Annotated in this window: 21 protein-coding genes; 12 read left to right on the top strand and 9 right to left on the bottom strand. The window is 68.6% G+C overall.

The features are described from left to right. The first annotated feature begins 166 nt into the window (after positions 1-166). The 9 genes from BJ970_RS09130 to BJ970_RS09090 all read left to right on the top strand — a co-directional run bounded on the left by BJ970_RS09130 (position 167) and on the right by BJ970_RS09090 (position 11,289). Entirely contained in the window at positions 167-724 is a 558-nt protein-coding gene (locus BJ970_RS09130; RefSeq protein WP_184725872.1) for an NUDIX hydrolase, read from the top strand. Then, entirely contained in the window at positions 721-3,072 is a 2,352-nt protein-coding gene (locus tag BJ970_RS09125) for a glycoprotein (protein WP_184725871.1), read from the top strand. The genes BJ970_RS09130 and BJ970_RS09125 overlap by 4 nt, the downstream gene beginning before the upstream one ends. 103 nt (positions 3,073-3,175) lie before the next feature. Further along, positions 3,176-5,026, top strand: coding sequence for a murein biosynthesis integral membrane protein MurJ (murJ, locus tag BJ970_RS09120; RefSeq protein WP_312864169.1), 1,851 nt, complete (start codon positions 3,176-3,178; stop codon positions 5,024-5,026). Positions 5,027-5,123: 97 nt separating this feature from the next. After that, positions 5,124-6,701, top strand: a complete 1,578-nt coding sequence (locus BJ970_RS09115) for a protein kinase family protein (protein ID WP_184725870.1) — start codon at positions 5,124-5,126, stop codon at positions 6,699-6,701. Positions 6,702-6,879: 178 nt separating this feature from the next. After that, on the top strand, positions 6,880-7,488 hold the full coding sequence (sigM, locus tag BJ970_RS09110) for an RNA polymerase sigma factor SigM (protein ID WP_312864168.1): 609 nt from the start codon (positions 6,880-6,882) through the stop codon (positions 7,486-7,488). Then, on the top strand, positions 7,485-8,294 hold the full coding sequence (locus BJ970_RS09105) for an RsmA family anti-sigma factor (RefSeq protein ID WP_184725868.1): 810 nt from the start codon (positions 7,485-7,487) through the stop codon (positions 8,292-8,294). Before sigM ends, BJ970_RS09105 begins: the two co-directional genes overlap by 4 nt. A 208-nt stretch (positions 8,295-8,502) precedes the next feature. Beyond that, a complete protein-coding gene (trxB, locus tag BJ970_RS09100) occupies positions 8,503-9,495 on the top strand; it encodes a thioredoxin-disulfide reductase (protein ID WP_184725866.1) in 993 nt (330 codons plus the stop codon). Between the two features lie 31 nt (positions 9,496-9,526). Next, positions 9,527-9,856, top strand: a complete 330-nt coding sequence (trxA, locus tag BJ970_RS09095) for a thioredoxin (RefSeq protein WP_184725864.1) — start codon at positions 9,527-9,529, stop codon at positions 9,854-9,856. 284 nt (positions 9,857-10,140) lie between these two features. Further along, a complete protein-coding gene (locus BJ970_RS09090) occupies positions 10,141-11,289 on the top strand; it encodes an N-acetylmuramoyl-L-alanine amidase (protein ID WP_184725862.1) in 1,149 nt (382 codons plus the stop codon). 60 nt (positions 11,290-11,349) lie between these two features. Here BJ970_RS09090 and BJ970_RS09085 read toward each other — a convergent pair whose 3' ends face one another. Beyond that, complete coding sequence (locus tag BJ970_RS09085) at positions 11,350-11,976, bottom strand: GNAT family N-acetyltransferase (protein WP_184725860.1); 627 nt, start codon at positions 11,974-11,976, stop codon at positions 11,350-11,352. A 408-nt stretch (positions 11,977-12,384) separates the two neighbouring features. Between BJ970_RS09085 and BJ970_RS09080 the strand changes: the two genes are divergently transcribed. Both BJ970_RS09080 and BJ970_RS09075 read left to right on the top strand, forming a co-directional pair. Further along, the gene (locus tag BJ970_RS09080; RefSeq protein ID WP_184725858.1) at positions 12,385-13,728 is read left to right on the top strand and encodes an aminotransferase-like domain-containing protein; all 1,344 of its coding nucleotides are present in this window, start codon (positions 12,385-12,387) and stop codon (positions 13,726-13,728) included. 99 nt (positions 13,729-13,827) lie between these two features. Next, entirely contained in the window at positions 13,828-14,778 is a 951-nt protein-coding gene (locus BJ970_RS09075) for a D-alanine--D-alanine ligase family protein (RefSeq protein ID WP_184725856.1), read from the top strand. A gap of 155 nt (positions 14,779-14,933) precedes the next feature. Here BJ970_RS09075 and BJ970_RS09070 read toward each other — a convergent pair whose 3' ends face one another. From BJ970_RS09070 to rpmH, 8 genes are all read right to left on the bottom strand, one after another. Continuing rightward, the gene (locus BJ970_RS09070; protein ID WP_184725854.1) at positions 14,934-15,929 is read right to left on the bottom strand and encodes a ParB/RepB/Spo0J family partition protein; all 996 of its coding nucleotides are present in this window, start codon (positions 15,927-15,929) and stop codon (positions 14,934-14,936) included. Next, positions 15,926-16,870 carry a ParA family protein gene (locus BJ970_RS09065; protein WP_376775009.1) on the bottom strand — a complete coding sequence of 315 codons (945 nt, stop codon included), beginning with the start codon at positions 16,868-16,870 and terminating at the stop codon, positions 15,926-15,928. The genes BJ970_RS09070 and BJ970_RS09065 overlap by 4 nt, the downstream gene beginning before the upstream one ends. Positions 16,871-16,923: 53 nt before the next feature. Further along, a complete protein-coding gene (rsmG, locus tag BJ970_RS09060) occupies positions 16,924-17,601 on the bottom strand; it encodes a 16S rRNA (guanine(527)-N(7))-methyltransferase RsmG (protein WP_312864167.1) in 678 nt (225 codons plus the stop codon). Positions 17,602-17,922: 321 nt separating this feature from the next. Then, complete coding sequence (locus tag BJ970_RS09055) at positions 17,923-18,480, bottom strand: Jag family protein (protein ID WP_221467707.1); 558 nt, start codon at positions 18,478-18,480, stop codon at positions 17,923-17,925. 44 nt (positions 18,481-18,524) lie between these two features. Beyond that, a complete protein-coding gene (yidC, locus tag BJ970_RS09050) occupies positions 18,525-19,457 on the bottom strand; it encodes a membrane protein insertase YidC (protein ID WP_184725850.1) in 933 nt (310 codons plus the stop codon). Between the two features lie 5 nt (positions 19,458-19,462). Then, positions 19,463-19,801 carry a membrane protein insertion efficiency factor YidD gene (gene yidD / locus BJ970_RS09045; protein ID WP_184728974.1) on the bottom strand — a complete coding sequence of 113 codons (339 nt, stop codon included), beginning with the start codon at positions 19,799-19,801 and terminating at the stop codon, positions 19,463-19,465. Further along, positions 19,801-20,247: a ribonuclease P protein component gene (gene rnpA / locus BJ970_RS09040; protein WP_184725848.1), complete on the bottom strand. Its 447-nt coding sequence runs from the start codon at positions 20,245-20,247 to the stop codon at positions 19,801-19,803. The genes yidD and rnpA overlap by 1 nt, the downstream gene beginning before the upstream one ends. A gap of 12 nt (positions 20,248-20,259) precedes the next feature. After that, a complete protein-coding gene (gene rpmH, locus BJ970_RS09035) occupies positions 20,260-20,403 on the bottom strand; it encodes a 50S ribosomal protein L34 (protein WP_184725847.1) in 144 nt (47 codons plus the stop codon). Between the two features lie 583 nt (positions 20,404-20,986). Here rpmH and dnaA point away from each other — a divergent pair. After that, positions 20,987-22,723, top strand: coding sequence for a chromosomal replication initiator protein DnaA (dnaA, locus tag BJ970_RS09030; RefSeq protein ID WP_184725845.1), 1,737 nt, complete (start codon positions 20,987-20,989; stop codon positions 22,721-22,723). Positions 22,724-23,949 lie beyond the last annotated feature (1,226 nt).

Here is a 23,949-nt window from a genome sequence, read left to right as displayed (position 1 = left end):
GCCGACCTGCGCACGCCGGGTCATCCGGGCACCCGCCGACACCTTTTCCGTGCCCCGCACAGGCACGCCACGCCATTCTCCGACGCCCGTGAGCCCCGCCACCAGCGGCGCTGCGCAAAACGACCAGCTCCCCCCTAAAACAGCTGATCGCACTACCATCGGCGGCATGCCCCCGTCGCCCGGCCGCTCCGGCGGTGCCCAGCCGGGGCGTCGGAACCGGCGCCGGCGGCGCAGGCTGCGAACCGTCGACGAGACCTCGGCCGGCGGGCTGGTGGTCGACGGCGTCGAAAGCCTCGCTGCGATCATCGGAAGGCTGGACCGCAAGGGACGCCTGCTGTGGTCGCTGCCGAAGGGGCACATCGAGGCGGGCGAAACCGCGGAGCAGACCGCGGTGCGCGAGGTCGCCGAGGAGACCGGCATCATCGGCCGGGTGGTGGCCCCGATCGGCACGATCGACTACTGGTTCGTCGCGGGCAGCCGGCGCATACACAAGACCGTGCACCACTTCCTGCTGGATGCGGTGGGCGGACAGCTTTCCGACGAAGACGTGGAGGTCACCGAGGTGGCGTGGGTGCCGCTTGGTGAACTGGACGAGGTACTGGCCTACGCCGACGAGCGTCGGCTGGTGCGCCGCGCGCTGAGCCTGCGCGGCGACGAACCGGACGGCCCGGGCGAGCGGCTCGCGGCCCGGCCGGTGCGAGGTAGCGAAACGGAGCCGGGGTGAAGGTTCTGCTTGCCGCGCTGGTCGCGGCGGTGTTGTTCGCGGTGGTCCCGCTGGTCCCGGCGCCCCGGGCGGCCGCGCAGGGCGAGACCCCAGCCCACTTGGACGTGATCAAGATCACCCCGCCGGCGGTCACCGGCGGATCTCCGGGCGAAGTCGTCGTCACCGGTCGGTTGACCAACACCAGCGATCGCCAGATCAACGACATCGAGGCCCGCATCCAGCGCGGCAACGCGACCACCACCGAACCGGCCGTCCAGCGCGCACTGCACGACGACACGGCCACCGTCACCGAACCCGCCTTCGCCGCGGTCGCCGACCGGATCGCGCCCGGCCAGCAGATCCCGGTCGAGCTGCGCATTCCGTTGACCGGCGCGAATTCGCTGCAGCTCAGCCAACCCGGTGTGTACCCGCTGTTGGTCAACATCAACGGAGCGCCGACCGGCGGCGGCCGGGCGCGCATCGCCGAAGCCCAGTTCCTGCTGCCAGTGCTCGGCCCACCGGGCGGTGCGCCGGTCCGGCCCGCACAGCCAACCCCGATCAGCATGCTGGTGCCGATCGTGGACTACCCACACCTGGAGCGGGAGGCCATCGGGCGCATGCGCGCGGTGCTGGCCGACGACCAGCTGTCCACCTCGCTCGCGCCCGGCGGCCGGCTCTACGACCTGGTGCAAGCGGTAACCGACCGGGCCGCGCCGGGTTCGCCGCTGGGCAGCGCGCTGTGCTTCGCCGTCGACCCGGACCTGCTGGTCACCGTCAGAGCCATGCAACGCGGCTACCTGGTGCGCCAGCCCAACGGTTCGCTGACCGAAGGAATCGGCGCCCGCGCTGCCGACCTGTGGCTGAGCAAGCTCCGCGAGGCCACCGCGGGGCGCTGCGTGATCGCGCTGCCCTATGCCGACGCCGACATCGTGGCGCTGGGCCGGGCCGGGCTGCCGGACCTGGTCAACGGCGCGCTGGACGGCACCGCCCTCGTCCGCGACATCCTGGGCGTCGAGCCCCGCAACGTGCTCTGGCCGATCGAGGGGGCGCTGGACAACGCGGCGATCGGCAAGCTGCCCGGTCTCGCGCTGTTGGAGCCCCGAGCGCTGGACCTCCCCGCCGGTTCACTGTCCCCGGTCCGGGTGCGCGGTCAGCAGTTGGCCGCCCTGCCGATCGACCCGCTGCTGACCAGCGCGCTCGACCCGCTGCACGACACCGAGATGAAGGTCACCGCGCTCTCTCCGCCGCAAAACGGCGCCTTGTCCGCGCAGAACGCGCTCGGCGCGCTGACCTTCCGGGCGACGCAGGGTGCGGTGCCGAACGCCACCTCGGTGCTGATGCCGCCGCGCCGCTGGAACCTCCGCGGCGACGATCTACGCGGCCTGCTCGACGGCATGCAGCAGTTGAGCGACGCCGGTTTCATCCGGCCCACGGCCCTGCCCGACCCGAACCCGAAGACGCTGCCGGAAGCCGACCTCAGATACCCGGTGGACGCCGGTTCGGCGGAGATCCCGCAACCCGTGATCGACCAACTCGCCGAGCAGAACTTCAAGGTCGGCGACCTGTACCGGTCTTCGTCGGAGGAACGGTCCAGCCCCGTGCCGCCCAGCGACGTCACCACGCCGCTGCGCAGCGGTTTGCTGCGCGGGGCTTCGAGCGCGTGGCGCGGGCACCCCGACGCCGCCCGGCAGTGGGTGAACCGGGCGACCGGCGTGATCGGCGAGGTACTCGGGCAGGTCCGCGTCGAGGAGTTCGCCGGCCAGGTCACGCGGTTGGATTCGGGCAGCAGCCCGATCCCCCTGACGGTGGTCAACGACCTGCCGATCACGGTGAAGATCGTGTTCCACATCCCGCGGGTGCCCGGCGTCGAGATCCGGCACGAGTTCGGCGGTCCGGTCTCCATCCCGGCCAACGGGCGGCGGGTGTTCTACCTGCAGACCTCGGCGCAGCGCGCCGGGAAGTTCACCATCGACGTGAGCACGACCACGCAGGCGGGCACCCAGCTCGGGCCCACCAAGCGGCTGCAGATCGAGTCCACCAACTACGGCGCCCTGATCCCGATCCTGACCGCGATCGCGGCGGCGCTGCTGGTGCTGATGTCGGCGCTGCGGATCGTCAAGCGGGCGCGCGCCAGGCGTCGCCGGGCCGCGGAATCGGCGGCTCGCTGGTCCGGCCCGGCCGCGCCGTGCGCCACAGCCGATCCTTCCGACCCTGCTGACTCGGCCGCTCCGACTGACTCGACAGACCCGGCTCACCCAGCGGAATCGACCGGCTCGACCGAACCGACCGGTACGAACGGAGCGCCGCAGGACAGCACGCCCGAAAACACCCAGATCGCCACCACTGACGGTGATCGGAACCGGAACTGAGATCCTGAGCGGGGTCATGCCATCACTCGTAGGTGTGGACCTGGACTGACCGACAGGACCGGGCGATGCACTCGGTGTGCCGACGGGCGAAGGATTTGAGCCAGTGAACCGAGACAGGGATACCGGGCGGATCGGCGGTAACCCCGGGCCGCCCAGGCCCGCGCCGCCACCCGAGACGCGCCCGACCATGCCGATTCGCCGGCCCGGCGCCATGTCCCAGGCCCCGAGCATGCCGCGCGGCTGGCACGTCGCGGAGACCCAGCCGATCCCCGCGGTGCCGCCGGAGCCCGGTATGGGCCAAGCCGTCGAGCAGGCCACCGAGCAGACCCAGGTGATCCGCCCGGTCTCGCCGGGCAAGCCGTCGCTGCTCAAGGCCAGCGGATCGATGGCCGTGGCCACCCTGACCAGCCGGATCACCGGCTTCCTGTGGAAGCTGATGCTGGCCGTGGTGCTCACCTTCGGCGTCGAGAACGACTCGTTCAACGTGGCCAACACGCTGCCGAACATGATCTTCGAACTGCTCATCGGCGGCGTTCTGACCAGCATCGTGGTGCCGGTTCTGGTGCGCGCCCAGAAGTCCGACGCCGATGGCGGCGAGCGGTTCGTCCAGCAGCTGATGACGATCGCAAGCGTGGTCCTGGGGCTCGGCACGCTGCTGGCGCTGGTCTGCACGCCGATCCTGACCTGGATCCTCGTCACCGAGTCCGACGCCTCGAACATGTCGCTGGTCAACGCGTTCGCGTACCTGCTGCTGCCGCAGATCTTCTTCTACGGCCTCAGCGCGCTGATCGGCGCGATCTTGCAGGCCAAGCAGATCTTCAGCCCCCCGGCTTGGGCACCGGTGGTCAACAACCTGGTGGTGATCGCCACCATCGGCGTCTTCTGGCTGCTACCGGGCAGGATCTCGCTGTCGCCGGTCTCGATGACGGACGGGCACGTGCTCGTTCTGGGCATCGGCGTCACCCTCGGTGTGGTCTGCCAAGCGTTCATTCAATTGCCCGCGCTGCGCAGGACCGGATTCCGCTTCCGTTGGCGGTGGGGCTGGGACTCGCGGCTTTCCGAGTTCGGCGGGCTCGCGCTCTGGATGCTCGGCTACGTCGCGATCAGCCAGGTCGGGCTGACCGCGCTGACCCGGGTGGCGACCGGCTCCGACGCCGGTGCCCTGTCCACTTACACCTACGTGTGGATGCTGCTCCAGTTGCCCTACGGTGTGATCGGTTTCTCGATCATGACCGCGATCCTGCCGCGGATGAGCGCCGCCGCCGCGGACGGCGATCATCCCAAGGTGATCGCCGATCTTTCGCTGGGCAACCGACTGTCCACTGTGACCTTGCTGCCGGTCAGTGCGATCATGACCGCGCTCGGCGTACCGCTGGCGATGGCGTTGTTCGCGCTGAAGTCCGGGCTTTCCGGGCAGGCCACCATACTCGGTCTCGCGCTGGCCCTGTCGGCCTTTGGTGTGCTGCCCTACGCGCTGACCATGATGCAGATGCGGACGTTCAACGCCTTGAACGACGCCCGCACCCCAACGCTGATCATGGTGGTGATGACCCTCGCCAAGGTGCTGATGGCCTTCGTGGTTCCCGCGTTCCTCGCACCAGAGCACGTGGTATTCGGCCTGACGTTCGTCAACTCTTTCTGCTTCGTGATCGGTTGGCTGGTCGGCGAAGCCTGGCTGCGGCACCGGCTCGGCCCACTCGGCAGCCGCCGTTTCCTTGTCACACTGGCAAAAACCTTGACGGCTTCGCTGCTCGGCGGGTTTCTCGCGTGGGTTACCGCGCTGGGCGTGGACGCACTGGTGCCCGGAAGCGCCGGTGCCGGAACGGGATGGCTACAGTTGAGCGTGGGCAGCGTGATCGGTTTCGCGGCGATCTTCGGACTGATGTCGGTGCTGCGCGTTGCGGAATTGCAGCCGGCGATCGGACGGCTCACCGGTTTGCTGCGTCGTCGCTGACCCCTCCGTCACGTACCCTCGTGATTAAGTCTCCTTCCGTGGGGGGAGAGGGGTGGCACGCAACCCCTGGCGGACCGGAAGGAGCGGGAGAGGGAAGGTGACCAGCAAACCCACCGAGCAGATCGCAGCGGAACGCAACGAGTCCGGCGACGAGGGTTCGGCCGAGCAGGCGCTGACTCCTGGTCGGGTTCTGGACCACGGCCGGTATCGGCTGCTTTCCCAGGCTGGTTCGGACAACCGCTGCAACGTCCAGTTGTGGCGGGCCAAGGACGGTGTGCTGGGCCGGGACGTCGCGCTGACGATCTTGATTGGCGACCGCTCGGACTCCGAAGCTGCGTCCAACGCGCGGCGCACCCTGGAACGCGCGATGCACGCCAGCACCTTCAACCACGTCGGCGTCGCGCGGGTGCTCGACGTCGTTACGCAATCCTCCAGCGATCCCAATGGCGTGCTAGGCCTCGTGATCGCCGAATGGACCCACGGCACCGATCTGCTCGATCTGGTCGCCGAGGGCCCGCTGCCGCCTGGCACCGCGGCCCGGCTGCTGCAGCCGCTCGCCGCCGCGGTCGAGGCGGCGCACCATGCCGGGCTGGTGCTCGGCGCCGATCACCCGCAGCGGATCCGGGTCACCCCGGACGGCGAGATCCGGATGGCCTTCCCCGGCCCGATGGCTCGGGCCACCTCCAGCGACGACGTTCGCGGCCTGGGTGCCGCGCTGTACCTGCTGCTCACCGGCAGGTGGGCGCTCGGCGACGCGCCCGAGAGCCTGCCCGCCGCGCCGACCGGCCCCGACGGCAACCTGATCGCGCCGCGCACCCTGCGACCGACCGTGCCGCTGGAGCTGTCCACGGTCGCGGTGCGGGCGCTGGGCAACCCGGATTCCACCGGCACCACCGGCGGGGTCCGCACCGGTGCCGCCGTGCTCCGCGTGCTGGAACAGCATGCGACCTTCGAAACCACCGGTTCGGTGACGCAGAACACGCAGGCTACCGAGAGCAACGAAGTCTGGCGTCGCGAGGACCCCAAGCCGGACCGGGCCAAGCGCAAGAAGCTGCTGATCAGCCTCGGCGTACTCGCGGTGGCCACGCTGCTGGTGGTCGGCTGGATCGCGGTCGGCCTGATCGGCATGTTCACCGAGTCCAACCGCGACAGCGGTACCGGCCAGATCATCGGCGAGTCCGGAAACCGGCCGGGCGGTCAGCCCAGCGAGCAGCAGCCGCCGGCGGCGCTGATCAAGGTGCCGGTGACCGGCGCGACGCAGTTCAGCGGCAACGGCTCGGCGGACAACCCGAACAGGATTCGCTTTCTCGTCGATGGCAACCCCACCACGGAATGGGGGACCTCCCGCTACAACCAGCAGCTCGGCCCCGGCGGGATCAGCAACGGCACCGGTGCCGTGCTGAACTTCGATCACCCCGCGGTGCCTCGGGAACTCGTGATCAACTCGGCGAGCGTCGGCACTGTCGTCGAGGTCCGCACGGTCAGCGGGGCGCCCAGCGCGGATGGCGGCACCCTGCTAGGGGCGGCGACGCTCGGCAACGGTGACACCGCGATCAAGTTGAACGCGGACTCCCCGATGCAGCAGATCCTGGTCGTGATCAAACGGCTGATCCCCCAGGACGGCGGATTCGCCGCACAGATCAACGAGATCACCGTCAACGGCACCGCTGGCTGACGGCAACCCGTAGGGCAGTAGTCACCACGCGGCGACCGGCGCGATCCGAGATCGATTCGCGGCAAGCGGGAGACAACCGGTCGCGGAGTCACCTGCGGCGGATGGTTGACCACGGCAGATCCGCCACTCGTCAGTGTGGCGGATGTGCCGGTTCTCACGATCAGTAAAGTGCTGTTCCGTGTCTGTCCCCGTCAGCTCGGACGCCGAACTCATCGCGGCGCATACCAACGGAGATCCGCACGCGTTCTCCGAGCTCTTCCGCCGACATCGGGATCGGCTGTGGGCGGTGGCGCTGCGGACCGTGCGCGACCACGAAGATGCCGCGGATGCGCTTCAGGACGCCATGATCTCGGCTTTCCGCAACGCCTCGTCGTTCCGCGCCGAATCCCAGGTCACCACCTGGCTGCACCGGATCGTGGTGAACGCCTGCCTGGACCGCATCCGCCGCCGCCAGGCCCGGCCGACCGTACCGCTACCGGAGACCGGCCCCACCGAACCGGCGGTGTCCCGCGATGCCATCGATGAACAGGACACCAAGATGGCCGTCCAGGACGCGCTCGCCGAACTCCCCGAAGATCAACGGTCGGCGATCGTGCTGGTAGACGTGGAGGGATACTCCGTAGCGGAGACCGCGGCGATCTTGGGTGTCGCCGAGGGAACCGTGAAGAGCCGATGCGCACGCGGTCGGGCCAAACTCGCCAAACTTCTAGGACACCTGCGGAACCCAAGTGCAGATGCGAACGTCCGAGATGACGCGATGGCCATGCGTCAACGGGAGGGACGATGAGTGGTGAACACCGGCGCACGGGGGCGCCGCAGGGGCCACCGTGGTCCTTGGACTTGCTGGCCGATCTCCACGCTGGAGTGCTGGACCAGCAGACCGCCGATCAACTGCGCGTCCAGGTCCAGGATGACCCGGAGGCCAGGGAGATCCTGGCGGCGTTGGACGCCACCAGTTCGGATCTGGCGGCGCTTCCGCCGCTGACGATCCCCGACGACGTTTCGGCCCGCATCGATGCCGCACTGGAGAACGAGGTTCGGGCCTGGGCCGAGCAGCAGGGAAGTGCCGCACCGCCGGTCGAGCCCGCCCGCCCGGCTCCGGCTGCCGAGCAGGGTGGCCAGGTAATCGACTTCACAGCGGCCAAGCAGCGCCGCCGACGGCGGATCACGGTGGGCACCGGCCTGGTCGGGGTGGCGGCCGCAGCCGCGGCAGTGGTGTTCTCGATCATGCCGGGGGACATGGAACCGAGCAGCCACCAGGCGCACCCAAACGCGACGACCGCCTCACCCGCGCCGCTGGCGTTGCAGGGCGACCGGGTCACGCTGAGCGGCGAACAGTTCGCCGAGATCATCAACTCCGAGCAGTACAACGGCGCGCTGGCGGACCCGAAGCGGCTCATCGGCTGTTTGCAGGCCAACGGCGTCAACGGCGGAAAACCGCTCGGGGCGCGGGCGATAACGCTCGACGGACAACCGGCCCAGCTGCTGATCCTGCCGGGCGGCGGCCTCGGCAAGTTCCGCCTCTTAGCGGTCGGCCCCGAGTGCGGCCCGGGCAACCCCGCCAAGATCTCGGACGCCACGTTCGGCGGCTGACACCCAACCGCCACGCCGCCGGGTGCGGATCCCGCAACCGGCCGTGCCAAAGCTGCGCCGGCTCTCGGTCCTTGGGACGGGAGTCGGCTCCGCTGTGCCCTGGCGCACGGCGTCTGGCGTGATCGGGAACAGACCCGAATAGGATCGCGTTAAGCCGGATACGGTCGCGCGCCGAGCGCGACGGGGACGCTACAACGGAAGGGGCGCGGTGACTGGCGACGTCCGCAACGTGATCATCGTGGGCTCTGGCCCAGCCGGGTACACCGCAGCGGTGTACGCCGCGCGAGCGGAGCTCGAACCACTGATCTTCGAGGGCACCCAGTTCGGTGGCGCGTTGATGACCACCACCGAGGTGGAGAACTACCCGGGCTTCCGGGACGGGATCATGGGCCCCGACCTGATGGAGCAGATGCGATCCCAGGCGGAACGCTTCGGCGCCGAACTGCGGGCCGAGGACGTCGAGCGCCTCGATCTGACCGGCGACGTCAAGACGGTGCTGGCCAACGGCGTGGAGTACCGCGCCAAAGCCATCGTCCTGGCCATGGGCGCCGCCGCCCGCTACCTCGGCGTGCCCGGCGAGGAGCGGCTGCTTGGGCGCGGCGTGTCCGCCTGCGCCACCTGCGACGGGTTCTTCTTCCGCGACCAGGACATCGCGGTCATCGGCGGCGGTGACTCGGCGATGGAGGAGGCCACCTTCCTGACCCGCTTCGCCCGGTCGGTGACGATCATCCACCGCCGCGAGGAGTTCCGGGCCTCCAAGATCATGCTGGAGCGCGCGCGGGCCAACGAGAAGATCAAGTGGCTGACCAACAAGACGGTCACCGAGGTCGTCGGCGATACCACCGTCAGCGGCCTGAAGCTAAGCGACACGGTCACCGGCGAGACCTCCGAGCTGGACGTGACCGGCATGTTCGTCGCGATCGGCCACGACCCGCGCAGCGAACTGGTGCGGGAGCAGGTCACCGTGGACGACGCGGGCTATGTGCAGGTCCGGCAGCCGACCACGCACACCGGCGTGCCCGGTGTGTTCGCCGCCGGCGACCTGGTGGACCACATCTACCGGCAGGCGGTCACCGCCGCCGGCTCCGGTTGCGCCGCCGCCATCGACGCCGAGCGCTGGCTCGCCGAGCATGACTCGCCGACGGCCGAGAAGGCCACCGAACTCGTCGGCGGCGGCTACGGGCCCGGCACGACGCACTGACTTCAGCAGCATCTAAGAGAGGGAGAGGAACATGGCCGACACCAACACGGTGGTCGTGGACGAGAAGACGTTCAAGGAAAAGGTCCTGGACAGCGACAAGCCGGTCCTGGTCGACTTCTGGGCCACCTGGTGCGGCCCATGCAAGATGGTCGCCCCGGTGCTCGAGCAGATCGCCGACGAGTACAAGGACAAGATCACCGTCGCCAAGCTGGACATCGACTCGAACCCCAGCCTGCAGCGCGACTATCAGGTGATGTCCATCCCGACCATGCTGCTGTTCGACAAGGGCCAGCCGGTCAAGCAGATCGTCGGTGCCAAGCCGAAGGCCGCGCTGGAGTCGGACCTCTCCGATTATTTGTGAAATCGGACTCCATCTGACGCAACCGAATAACGCGGTCCCGCCGTCATGTCGATAACACAGTGACGGCGGGACCGTTTTTTCGCACCCGAGGAGATCAGCCACCCACGGACCGTTGTCGCACGTCCAGCGCGGTGGCCGTGGGCCGCAGCGCCGGGTCCCGGTACACAAGGCACAATGACCCGACGGGTCCGCCATCCGGGCCCGGCACGTAGAACGAGACCGGGGCCTCCCCGACTATCCTTCGCGTCGGTGCCAAACCGGCGCCTGAATCGAGCGAGGAGTGCATGCAGCTGCTCCACCGCGGTGACGTCGGTCCGGCCGTTGCCGAGATCAAGAACACGCTTGCGGCATTGGGTCTGCTACCGGCCAACGGCCGGACGGGCCCGGCGATCTTCGACGAAGCGGTGGAACAGGCGGTTCGGGTCTTCCAACAACAACGCGGGCTGATCACCGACGGCGTCGTCGGCCCGGCGACCTACCGGGCGCTGACGGACGCGCGCTGGCGGCTCGGCGACCGTTCGTTGGCGTTCCTGGTATCGAAGCCGGTCAGCGGCGATGACGTCTTCGCGTTGCAGGAGCGGCTGCTGGAGCTGGGCTATGACGCGGGCCGCCCGGACGGCATCTTCGGCCAGGAGACCGAGCAGGCCCTGCGCAGCTTCCAGCGGGACTACGGGCTGAACGCCGACGGCATCTGCGGGCCGGGCACGTTGCGGGCGCTCAAGCAACTCGCGCCGAAGGTCCGCGGCGGTCGGCCGGTGTTCCTTCGCGAGCAGGAGAAGGTGCGACGCGCGGGGCCTCGGCTGCGCGGCAAGCGAATCGTGATCGATCCGGGACACGGCGGCGCCGACCGCGGGGCGTCCGTCGGCAACGTGCACGAGGCCGACCTGACCTGGGACCTGGCCCGCCGGCTGGAAGGCCGGATGGTCGCCACTGGAATGGAAGCATTGATCACCCACGGGCCCAACTCCTGCCCGCCGGATGCCGACCGGGCCGGGTTCGCCAACGAGGCCGGCGCAGACATGTTCCTGTCGCTGCACATCGACGCCAATCCCTCGCCGCTGGCGGAGGGCGTGGCGAGTTTCCACTTCGGCACCGGCAACGGCACCACCTCCACCGTGGGCGAGGCGCTGGCGGGCTTCCTGCAGCGCGAGATCGTCGCCCGGACGGGCTTGCGGGACTGCCGCACCCACCCCAAGACCTGGGACGTGCTGCGGCTGACCCGGATGCCCGCCGTCCGGATGGAGATCGGCTACCTGAGTAACGCCGGGGACCGCAGCCGACTGCTGGACCCGGCCTTCCGGGACGTCGTCGCCGAGGGCCTGCTGGTCGCGGTCAAGCGGCTTTACCTGTTGGGCAAAGACGATCAGCCGACGGGCACCTTCACCTTCGACGACCTGCTGCGCCACGAACTCGCCCGGGCGGAAGGTGCCTAACCGGCGATTTCACTGGAAGTCGGCACATCGATTTCCAGTGAAATCGCCTTCGATGACCCCTCAGGCGCCCCCGACGACCGGTTCGGCCGTCTTGATCGTCACCGAGCTCAGCAGCCGTTCCAGCGCCGCCTCCACGTCTTCCTTCCAGGAGATCGCGGTGCGCAGCTCAAGCCGCATCCGCGGCCACTTCGGATGCTGGCGGACCGTCTTGAACCCGACCTGCTGCAAGAATCCGGCCGGGATCACGCAGCGCGCGGCGGACCCCTCCAGATCGCCGAACGCCTCCACGGCCTTTACCCCGCGCCGGGTCAGGTCCTTCGCGACGTTCTGCACCAGCACCCGGCCCAGGCCGCCGTTCTCGAACTCGGGCACCACGCGCAACGCCGTCAGCAGCACGGCGTCCGCACTCACCGGGGCGGTGGGGAAGGAGTTAGACCGTGGCACGGCTGCGGGCGGCGCATACATGGCATACCCCGCCGGGACGCCGTCGACGTAGATGATGCGGCCGCAGGAGCCCCACTCCAGCAGCACGCTGGAGACCCAGGCTTCCTTCTCCAGTTCGGTCTCGCCGAACTCCTCGGCCTGCTCCCGGACATTCGGCGCCAGCTCCCAGAAGACACATCGGCGGCACCGCTGGGGCAGGTGGTCGAGGTTGTCCAGCGTGACGCCGACGACGCGTCGCGACACCTGACCTCCTGGAAACCCGCACGAACCCGCGCACACAGCGCGGGGATGTGGTCAGGATAAGCCGCAGCGGCCCGACACCGGAAGCGCTTGCGCTCGCCGAGCGCGACCCGATGGGGTGAGATGGGTTACCGCCCCGACCGGTTGTGGGCATTCAACTCGCATGGTTACGGGGTTTCAGTCGTCTTCTCACGAGCAGATTGCGGCGTGGTGCACCGGCGGTGTTCTGACGTGCGATCGCACCGCGAGAAAGCGTCTGAACCCTCGCCGGGCGAACCGGTCCGCGCGCATTCCTCGCGAGGTACTCGTTACATGTGGGGTGGGTCGCGGCGATAGGACCGATAGAATCACCCGATCGTCCCCGCCCGGAGGGAGGGGACGAGCAGCGCACAACCGAAACCGGAGCGCGATATGTCGGATCAAGGAAGCCAGCCGGCCATGCCGGAACGCCCGAGCCCGCTCGACAAGCCCGCACGCAACCTGGATGCGTACCGGGCGCACTACGCCGAGCGGACCGCAGGGATGACCGCCTCCGAGATCCGAGCTCTCTTCGCCGTCGCCAGCCGCCCCGAGGTGGTCTCGCTGGCCGGCGGCATGCCGAACCTCGCCGCGCTGCCGCTGGACTCGCTGGCCGCCGAGGTCGCCCGGCTGATCTCGGTCGACGGCCAGGTCGCCTTGCAGTACGGCTCCGCGCACGGGATGCCGGAGCTGCGCGAGCAGATCTGCGAGGTCATGGCGCTGGAGGGGATCTCCGCCCACCCGGATGACGTGATGGTCACCGCGGGCTCCCAGATGGCCCTGGACATGGTCACCCGCATCTTCTGCGACCCGGGAGACGTCATCCTCGCCGAGGGCCCGTCCTACGTCGGTGCGCTCGGCTCGTTCGGCGCGTACCAGGCCGAGGTCGTACACGTCGCGATGGACGAGGACGGTCTGCAGCCCGGTGCGCTGCGCCAAGCCATCGCGGACGTGACGGCGCAGGGCAAGCGGATCAAGTTCCTCTACACCATCCCGAATTTCCACAACCCGGGCGGCATCACGCTGGCCCTGCCACGGCGCGCCGAGATCCTGGAGATCTGCGCTCAGCACGGCATCCTCGTGGTGGAGGACAACCCGTACGGCCTGCTCGGCTTCGACGGCAGGCCGCATCCCGCGCTGCGCAGCATGGACGCGGAAAACGTGGTCTACCTCGGCTCGTTCTCCAAGACCTTCGCCTCCGGCCTGCGCGTCGGCTGGGTGCTGGCGCCGCACGCGATCCGGGAGAAACTGGTGCTGACCGCCGAATCGGCGACGCTGTGCCCACCCACGCTGAACCAGATGATCGTGTCCCGCTACCTGAGCACGCACGACTGGCAGGGGCAGATCAAGATCTTCCAGGAGCAGTACCGGGAGCGCCGCGACGCGATGCTCGGCGCGCTAGAGCAGTACATGCCGCCCGGTTGCACGTGGACGCGGCCCGACGGTGGCTTCTTCGTCTGGCTGACCGTGCCGGAAGGCGTGGACACCAAGGCGATGCTGCCGCGAGCGGTGACCCAGCGCGTCGCGTACGTCTCGGGCACCGGGTTCTATCGCGATGGGTTCGGCAGCCGGCAGATGCGGCTGTCGTTCTGCTACCCGACGCCGGAGCGGATCCGCGAGGGCGTGCGGCGGCTGGCGAACACGCTGACCGAGGAGATGGAGCTGGTCCGCACCTTCGGCACCGTGCCGCAGCGCAGCGTGTCGGGCCCGCAGGCTCCTTCACCTGACACCGCGTAGAGTTTTTCACCGAATCCGGGGCCCGAAATCCGAACAGTCCACTGTGCACCAGGGATTCTCCTGGGCACAGTGGACTACTACTTTCCAGGGGTGTGCTGAGTGTCTGATCGCTGGGTTGCCGTGCTCGCCGGCGGACTTTCGCACGAGCGCGAGGTGTCATTGCGCTCGGGGCGTCGATTGTCCGCCGCACTGCGCTCTGTCGGCGTGACCGTCGCGGAGTGGGATGCCGACGCCCGGCTGCTGTCCCGCATCGAGCAGGAGCGGCCGGACGCGGTCGTGGTCGCCCTGCACGGCGGGGAAGGGGAGAACGGGGCGGTGCAGGCCGTGCTGGACATGGTCGGAGTTCCGTACGTCGGCACCGGCCCGCACGCCTGCCGCCGGGCCTGGGACAAGCCGACCGCGAAGGCGGAGCTGGCGCGCGCCGGACTGGCCACCCCGGACTGGGTGGCGCTGCCCCACGCCACCTTTCGCGAACTCGGCGCGCAGGCCGTGCTGGATGCGCTCGTGGCCAAGCTCGGGCTGCCGTTGATGCTCAAGCCGGACCAAGGCGGGTCGGCGCTGGGCGCGCATGTGGTGCGCGGCGCCTCCGAGCTCCCGTCGGCGATGGTGGGCGCGCTGTCCTACGGGGACGCGGTACTCGTCGAGCAGTTCGTCGAGGGGACGGAAGTAGCGATCACCGTCATCGATGGCCCCGAGGGTCCGGAGGCGCTGCCTGCGGTGCAGATCGAGCCGACGGGCGGCTTCTACGACTACGCCGCTCGCTACACTGCGGGGCTCACGAGTTACCGGGCTCCCGCCGAGGTCTCGCCGGAAGCGGCCGCCGCCGCGGGCGAATTGGCGGTCGCCGCGCACCGGCTGCTCGGACTGCGGGACGCCTCGCGCACGGACGCGATCATCGACCGGAACGGGATTCCACACTTCCTGGAAGTCAACGTATCGCCCGGACTGACCGAGACCTCGTTGCTACCGATGGCAGTCGAGGCCGCGGGCCGGTCCCTGGGGGAGGTCTTCGCGACGCTCATCGAGCGCGCGATCTCGCGGTCGCGATGATCCGCTGTTTCACGTGAAACAGCGGGCCGGTCTCCAACGAGACCGGCCCTCTTGTTTGGGGGTCGCAAATGGACGGCCAGACCCGGCCCTTCGATCACCATCTGGAGCAATTCAACTACAGATCGTCATCGTCACCGTGACGAAAGACTTCGGTGTCATCGCTCGTTGATTTCACGTGCCTGATCACCCAAGATCAACTCCGCGAGTCGCTCAAGATCGTCGATCGACCCGAACTCGACGACGATCCGGCCCTTCCGCCGACCTCGCTCCACCTTGACGGTCGTGTCGAAGTGGTTCGACAGCCGATCGGCCAACCGATCGAAGCCGGGGGCCTGGATCGGCTTCTTCGCCGCGGTCTTCTCCTTCACCGGGCCATTCGACTTCTGGAGAGTCACCGCCTCCTCCGTCGCCCGGACCGACATGCCCTCCGCGACGATCCGCTTGGCAAGCTCCTCCTGGGTCCCGGCGTCGTCCAGGCCGAGCAGCGCCCGGGCGTGCCCGGCCGAGAGCACGCCGGCCGCCACCCGCCGCTGCACCGGCATCGGCAGTCGCAACAGCCGGATGGTGTTGGTGATGACCGGACGGCTGCGACCGATCCGGTCGGCTAGCTCGTCGTGCGTCACGCCGAACTCCTCCAGCAGCTGCTGGTAGGCAGACGCCTCTTCGAGCGGGTTGAGTTGCACCCGGTGGATGTTCTCCAGCAACGCATCCCGGAGCAGCTCGTCGTCCTGCGTCTTGCGGACGATCGCCGGGATGAACTCCAGCCCGGCCAGCTGGGAGGCGCGCCACCGGCGCTCTCCCATGATCAGCTCGAAATGGTCGGTCTCCAGCTCGCGCACCACGATGGGCTGCATCAGGCCGAACTCGCGGATGGAGTGCTGCAGCTCGTGCAGCGCCTCCTCGTCGAAGACCTGACGCGGTTGCTTCGGGTTGGGCGTGATCGAGGAGATGGCGATCTCGCGGTACACCGCACCGGCCACGGTCCCGCCGGTTTCACGTGAAACCGGCTCCCCCACGGGCTCCACGGGCTCGGCGGGCTTCGAGCCGCGGAGCACCGGGCTGCGCAGCGCGGCGCCATCGGCCCCCGCTGGGGGACCGCTGGGGATCAGCGCGGCGATGCCGCGCCCAAGGCCACCTCGACGCTCGGTCATGCTGTCTTCCTCTCGGCACCTCGTTCGGCGATCTCCCGAGCGGCGTCCAGGTAACTCATCGAGCCGCGCGAGCCCGGGTCGTACGTCAGCACCGTCTGGCCGAAGCCGGGCGCCTCGGAGATCTTCACGCTCCGCGGGATCACGGTGCGCAGCGCCAGGTCGCCGAAGTGCCCGCGCACCTCGGCGGTGACCTGATCCGCCAACTTGGTCCGGCCGTCGTACATGGTCAGCAAAATCGTCGACACCCAAAGGGCCGGGTTCAGGTGCGCCTGCACCAGCTCGATGTTGCGCAGTAGCTGGCCGAGGCCCTCCAGCGCGTAGTACTCGCACTGGATCGGGATCAGGACCTCATGGGCGGCGACCAACGCGTTCACGGTGAGCAGGCCCAGCGATGGCGGGCAGTCGATGAAGACGTAGTCGGGCGCGAGCTGGTCCACCGCCTCGGAGTTAAGCGCCTCCTTCAACCGGCCTTCCCGCGCCACCATCGTGACGAGCTCGATCTCCGAGCCCGCCAGGTCGATCGTCGCCGGCACGCACCACAGGTTCTTCGACTGGGTACTCTGCGCCGCGGCATCCGCGATGCCGATCTCGCCCAGCAGCACCTCGTACACCGACGGGACGCCGGAGCGGTGCTCTACGCCCAGCGCGGTGCTCGCGTTGCCCTGCGGGTCCAGGTCGATCACCAGCACGTTGAGCCCGTGCAGCGCGAGACCCGCCGCGAGGTTCACCGTGCTCGTCGTCTTGCCGACGCCGCCCTTCTGATTGGCGACGGTGATGATCCGCCGGTGGGTGGGGCGGGGGAGTTCCAGGGCATCCGGGTGCAGGACCCGCGTCGCCCGCTGGGCCTCCTCCATGATCGGAGTCCAGCCGATGTCGTCCCTGCCGAAGTTCGCCGCCGAGTCGCCACCGCCCGGCGCGGACGGGAACCGCAAACCGCCCATCGCACGCCCCTTCGTTTCACGTGAAACTCGACCCGCTCCGTTTGACTCCGGATTCACCGTCCACGATCCTTTCTCGTTCGACGTGCATCGTCACGACGCCGACCGGACGCATTTCGGGCCGCCGCGACCCGCTCCACCACGACAACGGTCGTCGGCACCTCAAGCACACCGACGCCGCACGACACCACTTCGCCGCCGCCTCCACCGGCCGCAGCGATCGCCGCCGCATCCCGGTCGAGTTCTTCCGCCGCGCTCTCGCCCTTCATGGCGAGCAGCCGGCCGCCCGGCCGCAGCAGTGGGAGGCACCACTTCGCGAGCCGTTCCATCGGTGCCACGGCGCGTGCTGTCACGGAGTCCTGATCGGCCAGCCGTTCGCGCACCGGGCCCTCCTCGGCACGTCCACGCACCACCTCGACGGTGAGCGCCAACTCGGTGATGACTTCCTGCAACCACGTCACCCGTCGAGCCATCGGCTCCAACAGGGTCAGGTTGAGATCCGGGCGGGCGATCGCCAACGGGACACCCGGCAACCCTGCCCCAGAGCCTACGTCCAACACCCGGCAATTCGGTGGCAGCAACTCCGCGATAACCGCAGAGTTCAGCAAATGTCTTTCCCAGAGCCGGTCCAGTTCACGCGGGCCGACCAGGCCGCGCTGGATTCCGTGCTCCCGGAGCAACTCGACGAAGCGTTCCGCTAACGCCAATCGCTCACCGAATACGACCCGCGCCACCGACGGCGCACCTTCGGTCAAAGCATTCACCCCGTGTCGATGTTTCACGTGGAACCAGGTGTGTTCACCTAAGCCTGCCGGATCGCGGTCCGCAGTCGAACGGCAACCCATGTTTCACGTGAAACCGCACCTGGACGTTGAAGCGATCCGGCCGGGTGAACGGGGAAATCGGCAGCGTCCGATTCGGAAGCGATTGCCGACCCTCGGAACGGGCCGGGCGTCCATTCGCCCGCTGCATGTGTTTCAACATGAAAACGCAGCCCGAATACAGCGGTGCCCCCGTCGGCCCGAAGACCGCGGGGGCACCGGTGGGGTAGGGGGTTAGCTCTTGAAGACGACGACCTTGCGGTTCGGCTCTTCGCCTTCGCTCTCGCTGTGCACGCCGTCCACGGCCGCAACCGCGTCATGGATGATCTTCCGTTCGAACGGCGTCATCGGGCGCAGCCGCGCCTCCTTACCGGTCTCCAGCACGCCCTCGGCCGTCGAACGCCCGAGCTCTGTCAGCTCCCGACGACGACCGGCCCGCCAGCCCGCAACGTCCAGCATCAGCCGACTGCGGACGCCGGTCTCCTGCTGCACCGCGAGCCGGGTCAGCTCCTGCAGCGCCTCCAGCACCTGGCCGCGCCCGCCGACCAGCTTCTCCAGATCGTCGCCGCCGTCGATGCTCACCACCGCCCGGCCGGCTTCCACGTCGAGGTCGATGTCCCCGTCGTAGTCCAGCAGGTCGAGCAGTCGCTCCAGGTAATCACCCGCGATGTCGCCCTCCTGCACCAGGAGGGCCTCGGTGTTCGATGCCTCGGCCGCGGCCTCGACCGACGTCGCGGCGGCTTCAGCGGTGTCGGTCTGGGGCTCGGCCGAGGACGGGCTCGACTCCTGCATGGTTTCGGACACTAGGTGTCTCCTCTCCAGGGTTCGCGACGAACTCAGCGGGACTCGCCCGGCTTGCCCGTGTCGCGAGAACGGTCTTCGATCACCCCGGGGATCTCACCGGGTTCGTCCTTGGCCGCCGGGTCCGCCGCCCGGATGGTGTCGGCCTCCACGACAGTGGATTCGACGACCGCGGGCGCGCCAGCCAGCGCAGCCTCCTCGCGGTCAATCCGCCGGTACACCACTCGCTGCTGACCCAGCGTCCAGAAGTTGTTGGCCAGCCAGTAGAGCAGGATGGCCAGCGGCAGGAACGGGCCGCCGATGATCGCGAACATCGGGAAGATCCACAGCGTCATCCGGTTCATCACCGCGGCCTGCGGGTTCGCCGCCGCGTCGGCCGTCTGCCGCTGCACCGAGTGGCGCGCGGTGAAGTGCGTGGCGATCGCGGCGGCGATCATCAGCGGCACGCCGACCAGCATCATTTCCAGCCGGTCGGTGCCGAACGTGGCGAGCACCTCGGGGGACTGGCTGATGGTGTTCGACAGCTTCGCGCCGAACAGGTCGGCGGCCACGAACGAGGCGACGTCATCGGCGTTGAAGATGAAGTTGGACGGCGCGCCCGGCTTGAACCCGTTGAGCACGTGGAAGAGGCCGATGAACACCGGGATCTGCACCAGCATCGGCAGGCACCCGCTGATCGGATTGAAGCCCTGCTCGGCCTGCAGCTTCTGCATCTCCGTGGCCAGCTTCTGCCGGTCGTCGCCGTACTTGGCCTGCAACTCGCGGATCTGCGGCGCGAACTCCTGCATCTTCTTCATCGACCGCACCTGGTGCACGAACGGCTTGAACAGCAGCGCACGCAGCGTGAAGACGAGGAACATGACCGCCAGTGCCCAGGCGTAGCCGCTGGCCGGATCGAGCACGAAGCCGAACACCTTGTGCCAGAACCAAAGAATGGCCGACACCGGGTAGTAGATGAAATCCAGCACGCGTGCTACTCCTCGGCAGGTTTCTCGGGTTTACGGGCACCAACGGGGTCGCTCGACGCGAACCGCTCGCGGGGCGGCGGAACCGGGTCCAGACCTCCAGGGTGCCAGGGGCCGCAGCGCAACAGCCTGCGCAGGGTCAACCAGCCACCGCGGAACAGGCCGTGCACCGTGAGCGCCTCGACCGCGTACGCGCTGCAACTCGGGTAGAAGCGACACGTCGGCAGTAGCAGCGGGGAGATCACCTTGCGGTAAACGTGCACCGGACCGAGCAGCACCCACGCAAGCGGGCTCGGGCGCCGAGCGGGGGCGCGGAGCCTGTCATCGTGCCGTTCGTCCGGAGCCATCATCTGGAACCCGTCGCCGGAACATCGGGATCGAGGATGCGGAGCTTGCGCAGCCCCGCATCGAGGTCCGCACCGAGTTCGCGGCTGGACGCTCCTGCTGCCGGGGGCAGGGCGCGGACAACCACCAGTGTGCCAGCGGGCAACGCCGGTAGGCGGTCGCGCATCAGGTGTCGGAGGCGGCGGGCGACCCGGTGCCGAACCACGGCCGTGCCCACGGCCTTGCTTACGACAAAACCCACCCGGGTCGAGACATCCGATTTCCGGGTGGGTGCCGTATTCGCGTCGGCTTCCGGCAAGGCCGCGCCGGTGCGGTTCGGGCCGGGGCCCCGGGCCTGGTCCGGACGCAGCACGTGGACCACCAACCGGGGCCGCCCGGCCCGGCGACCACGCCGGACCACCAGGCGGAAGTCCTGGCTCTTGGTCAGCCGGGCTGCCGCGGGAAGCACGGCCGGGCGCGATCAGGCAGTCAGCTGCGCGCGACCCCGGCGACGGCGCGTGGCCACGATGGCTCGGCCGGCCCGAGTGCGCATGCGCAGCCGGAACCCGTGCTTCCTGGCACGGCGGCGGTTGTTCGGCTGGAAAGTGCGCTTGCCCTTGCTCACGGTCGGATCTCCCGGTTACTACAGGCACCGATGGCCACGGTGAACCACGGTTCGGTCAAGGTGTCCCTGTTTCGTGAGTCGCAGTCGCCATCCGTGCGGCCACCGGCGACACCGAGCGGTGCACGGCGCCGGAATATCGGCGCAGCGACGTGCCCGCTCAGGAAGCGGGGGACTATACGAGAGTACGCAGTGGCAACAGGGGACGCACAACCGGGGTCGCCGACTCGCCGTCAAGGCTGCCACATCACGATCTTCCCGGCATCTCCGGGATGTTGCTTGTGAGCGTGGCCCGGCCTTGTTAGCGTGCCCCCCTGCGATACGCAGCCGGTGGGTGGGAGCACCGGCCTCGGCAGGGACCCTGACCTCGATCGCAGCGGTACAACGGCCCCAGGGGGGATCACCGAAGCGGCCTGCCGTACCTTCATACACAAGTTGTGGACAACTCTGTGGACACCTGCGTGGATCGGTGCCCGCCAGAGTATGGCCCCACCGTCCCGTGACACCGCCCGCACCCGAGCACCGTGGGAGCCAGGCCCCGGGACCGCACCGGGGGCTGCGCGAGCGAGGGGAGGGGAGCAAGGCGGTGTCCGACCACCAAGCCGATCTCGGTCGAGTTTGGGAAGAGGTGGTGCAGGAGCTGTCCTCCGGCACGCTCTCACCTCAACAACGCGCTTGGATGCGGGTGACCCGGCCGATCGGGCTGCTGGACGGTACCGCATTGCTCGCCGCGCCCAGCGATTTCGCCAAGGAAGCCATTGAGCGCGCGCTGCGCGACCCGATCACCGACGCGTTGTCCCGTCGGCTCGGCCGCGCCGTGTCGTTGGCGGTGAAGGTGGACACTGCGGTTCCCGCACCGACCCGACCCGTCGCAGCGCCCGCTCCGGCCGAATCCTGGTCGGGGCGCGGCTCCGCGGCCGGTGCCGATCAGCCGTCTCCTACGTACATCTCGGTGCCGGGCTTCGGCCGTGCGGCCGAGGCGTTCGGGCAGACCTCGCACAGCGGCTCCATCATCGGGCCGGTGCCCACCAACGAGGGTCGGCACGCCCCGCCGGATTCTTCCCCCGAGATCGAATTCCCGACGGCCGATTTCAAGTGGCCGAACGGCGAGATGCCGCAGCCGTTGGAGGGTGACGGCGAGGCCGAGGGCGAGCCGGAAACGGCCGGGCCCGAGGCGGAGAGCCAGGAAACCGGCAGCGAGATCTGGCCGACCTTCGGCCGGGCCGGTCAACCGGGCGAGCCGCAGCAGGGCCAGCCGTTCACGGCGCCGAAGAACGCGCCGCCGACCTCGCAGACGCGGCTGAACGCGAAGTACACCTTCGACACATTCGTCATCGGTTCCTCGAACCGGTTCGCGCACGCCGCCGCCGTCGCAGCGGCCGAAGCTCCGGCCCGCGCCTACAACCCGCTGTTCATCTGGGGTGAGTCCGGGCTCGGCAAGACGCACCTGTTGCATGCGGTCGGGCACTACGCGCAGCGCTTGTTCCCCGGGATGCGGGTCCGCTACGTGTCCACCGAGGAATTCACCAACGACTTCATCAACTCGCTGCGCGACGACCGGCAGGTGGCGTTTCAGCGCCGGTACCGCGACGTTGACGTGCTGCTGGTGGACGACATCCAGTTCTTGGAAGGAAAGGAAGGAACCCAGGAGGAGTTCTTCCACACCTTCAACACGCTGCACAACTCGAACAAGCAGATCGTGGTGTCCTCGGACCGGCCGCCGAAGGGGCTGCGCACCCTGGAGGACCGGCTGCGCACCCGGTTCGAGTGGGGCCTGATCACCGACATCCAGCCGCCGGAGCTGGAGACCCGGATCGCGATTCTGCGCAAGAAAGCCGCGCAGGACCGGATGAACGCGCCGGCCGACGTGCTGGAGTTCATCGCCTCCCGGATCGAACGCAACATCCGCGAACTGGAGGGGGCCCTGATCCGGGTCACCGCGTTCGCGTCGCTGAACCGCCAGCCGGTGGACCTGCAGCTGGCCGAGATCGTGCTGCGCGACCTGATCCCGGACTCGCAGACCCCGGAGATCACCCCGCCGACGATCATGGCGGTGACCGCGGACTACTTCGGTGTGACCATCGACGACCTGTGCGGGCCGGGCAAGACCAAGGCATTGGCGCAGGCCCGGCAGATCGCGATGTACCTGTGCCGCGAGCTGACCGACTCGTCGCTGCCCAAGATCGGCCAGTACTTCGGCGGCCGCGACCACACCACGGTGATGTACGCGGACAAGAAGATCCGCAAGGAGATGGCCGAGCGGCGGCGCATCTACGAGCACGTCCAGGAGCTGACCGCTCGCATCAAGCAGCAGTCGCGCTGATCTTTCGAGGATTCCCAGGTAGTTCCGCCTGACGTTGCGCGCGTTGGGCTATCCCTGCTTCGCAAATGCCCGTGGCCAGAAGGCCCGCGCGCATAGAAGCCCGCTGTGGCCCTAACGCGGCACGCCTGGTGTGATCCCCTACGGCGAGCGCGGCGGATCTTTCTGCCGCCCCGCCCCGGCGTGAGGCACCCAGGACAACAGAAAGGCGCGTCGCCGAACGTCGTAGGCCATCGGTCCGGCGACGCGTCACCGGGCCGGGAGCGGCGGTCACCGATTGCCGGGCGGCAGGAATGTTGCCCCGCTTCGCGCGCGGCGCCCCTGGGTACCGTCAAGCGCGCCGGGATCTTTCTGTTGGACCAGCCGGGTCGGATCAGCCGCCCTCAGCAGAAAACTTCGGGCTTCCACGGCGGCCTCCACAAGCCCGGGTTCTGGGCGCATCGAGCTCCCGCGGGACCCGCCGGGACAGCAAACCACCACGTTCCGAGGTTGATCAAGCGCGCTCCGCTGTCGCGGACGGGTGTTGGGGCGCCGAACTTTTCTGCGGGCCGGGGTGGTCTTCGCCTCACCCCATCGGCAAAAAAGTCTGCCGCCGGGTGAGTTGTCCACAGATTCGCTATCCCCAGGGCTGACCTGGAGTTTTCCCCAAACCATCCACAAGCTGTGCACAAGCTGGGGGAAGCTGCCCACATGGTGAGGCCGAGTTGATCACAACGCTCCCACAGCTTTGCCCACAACCTGATCGGTGGAGAGGCCGAAAACCAACAGGGGTTGGGTACAACTGGGCCAACAACTGTGGATGGAACTGTGGACAACTCGGGGTAGCTGTGGATGAACCGAGGGGAAGCAAAAGTTGTCCACCACCCGGTTGTCGTAGTCCCCGGTTACTTCCCGTGTTCATCCACACCCAGCCACGCCATCCGACCAGCCCAAACGACACTTGTCCCCACAACTCACAGCCCTTACTACTACTGCGGTCATTTCTTCTCTTTGAAGAAAAAAGAAAAAGAGAAGAAGGCTCGGTGGATAAGTGGATAACTCGGCCGCGGCCCCCTGGACGGCCTCACCGAGTGCTCGGACCCGGATGCGGCGATCACGTCGCACGCTCTACGGTGGAACTCCCGCGAAGGTCGCCCGTGAACTTCGGGCTCGGGTCTGACTTCGCGTGCACGGCGCTCGTGGGGGATCGCTTCGCCCTCGCTGCGTGGGCACGAAGCACACCGACCCGA

Source organism: Saccharopolyspora phatthalungensis (genome assembly GCF_014203395.1).
Classification (GTDB): domain Bacteria; phylum Actinomycetota; class Actinomycetes; order Mycobacteriales; family Pseudonocardiaceae; genus Saccharopolyspora; species Saccharopolyspora phatthalungensis.
The sequence above is the reverse complement of the archived record's forward strand: the minus strand, read 5'-3'. Positions and strand labels throughout refer to the sequence as shown.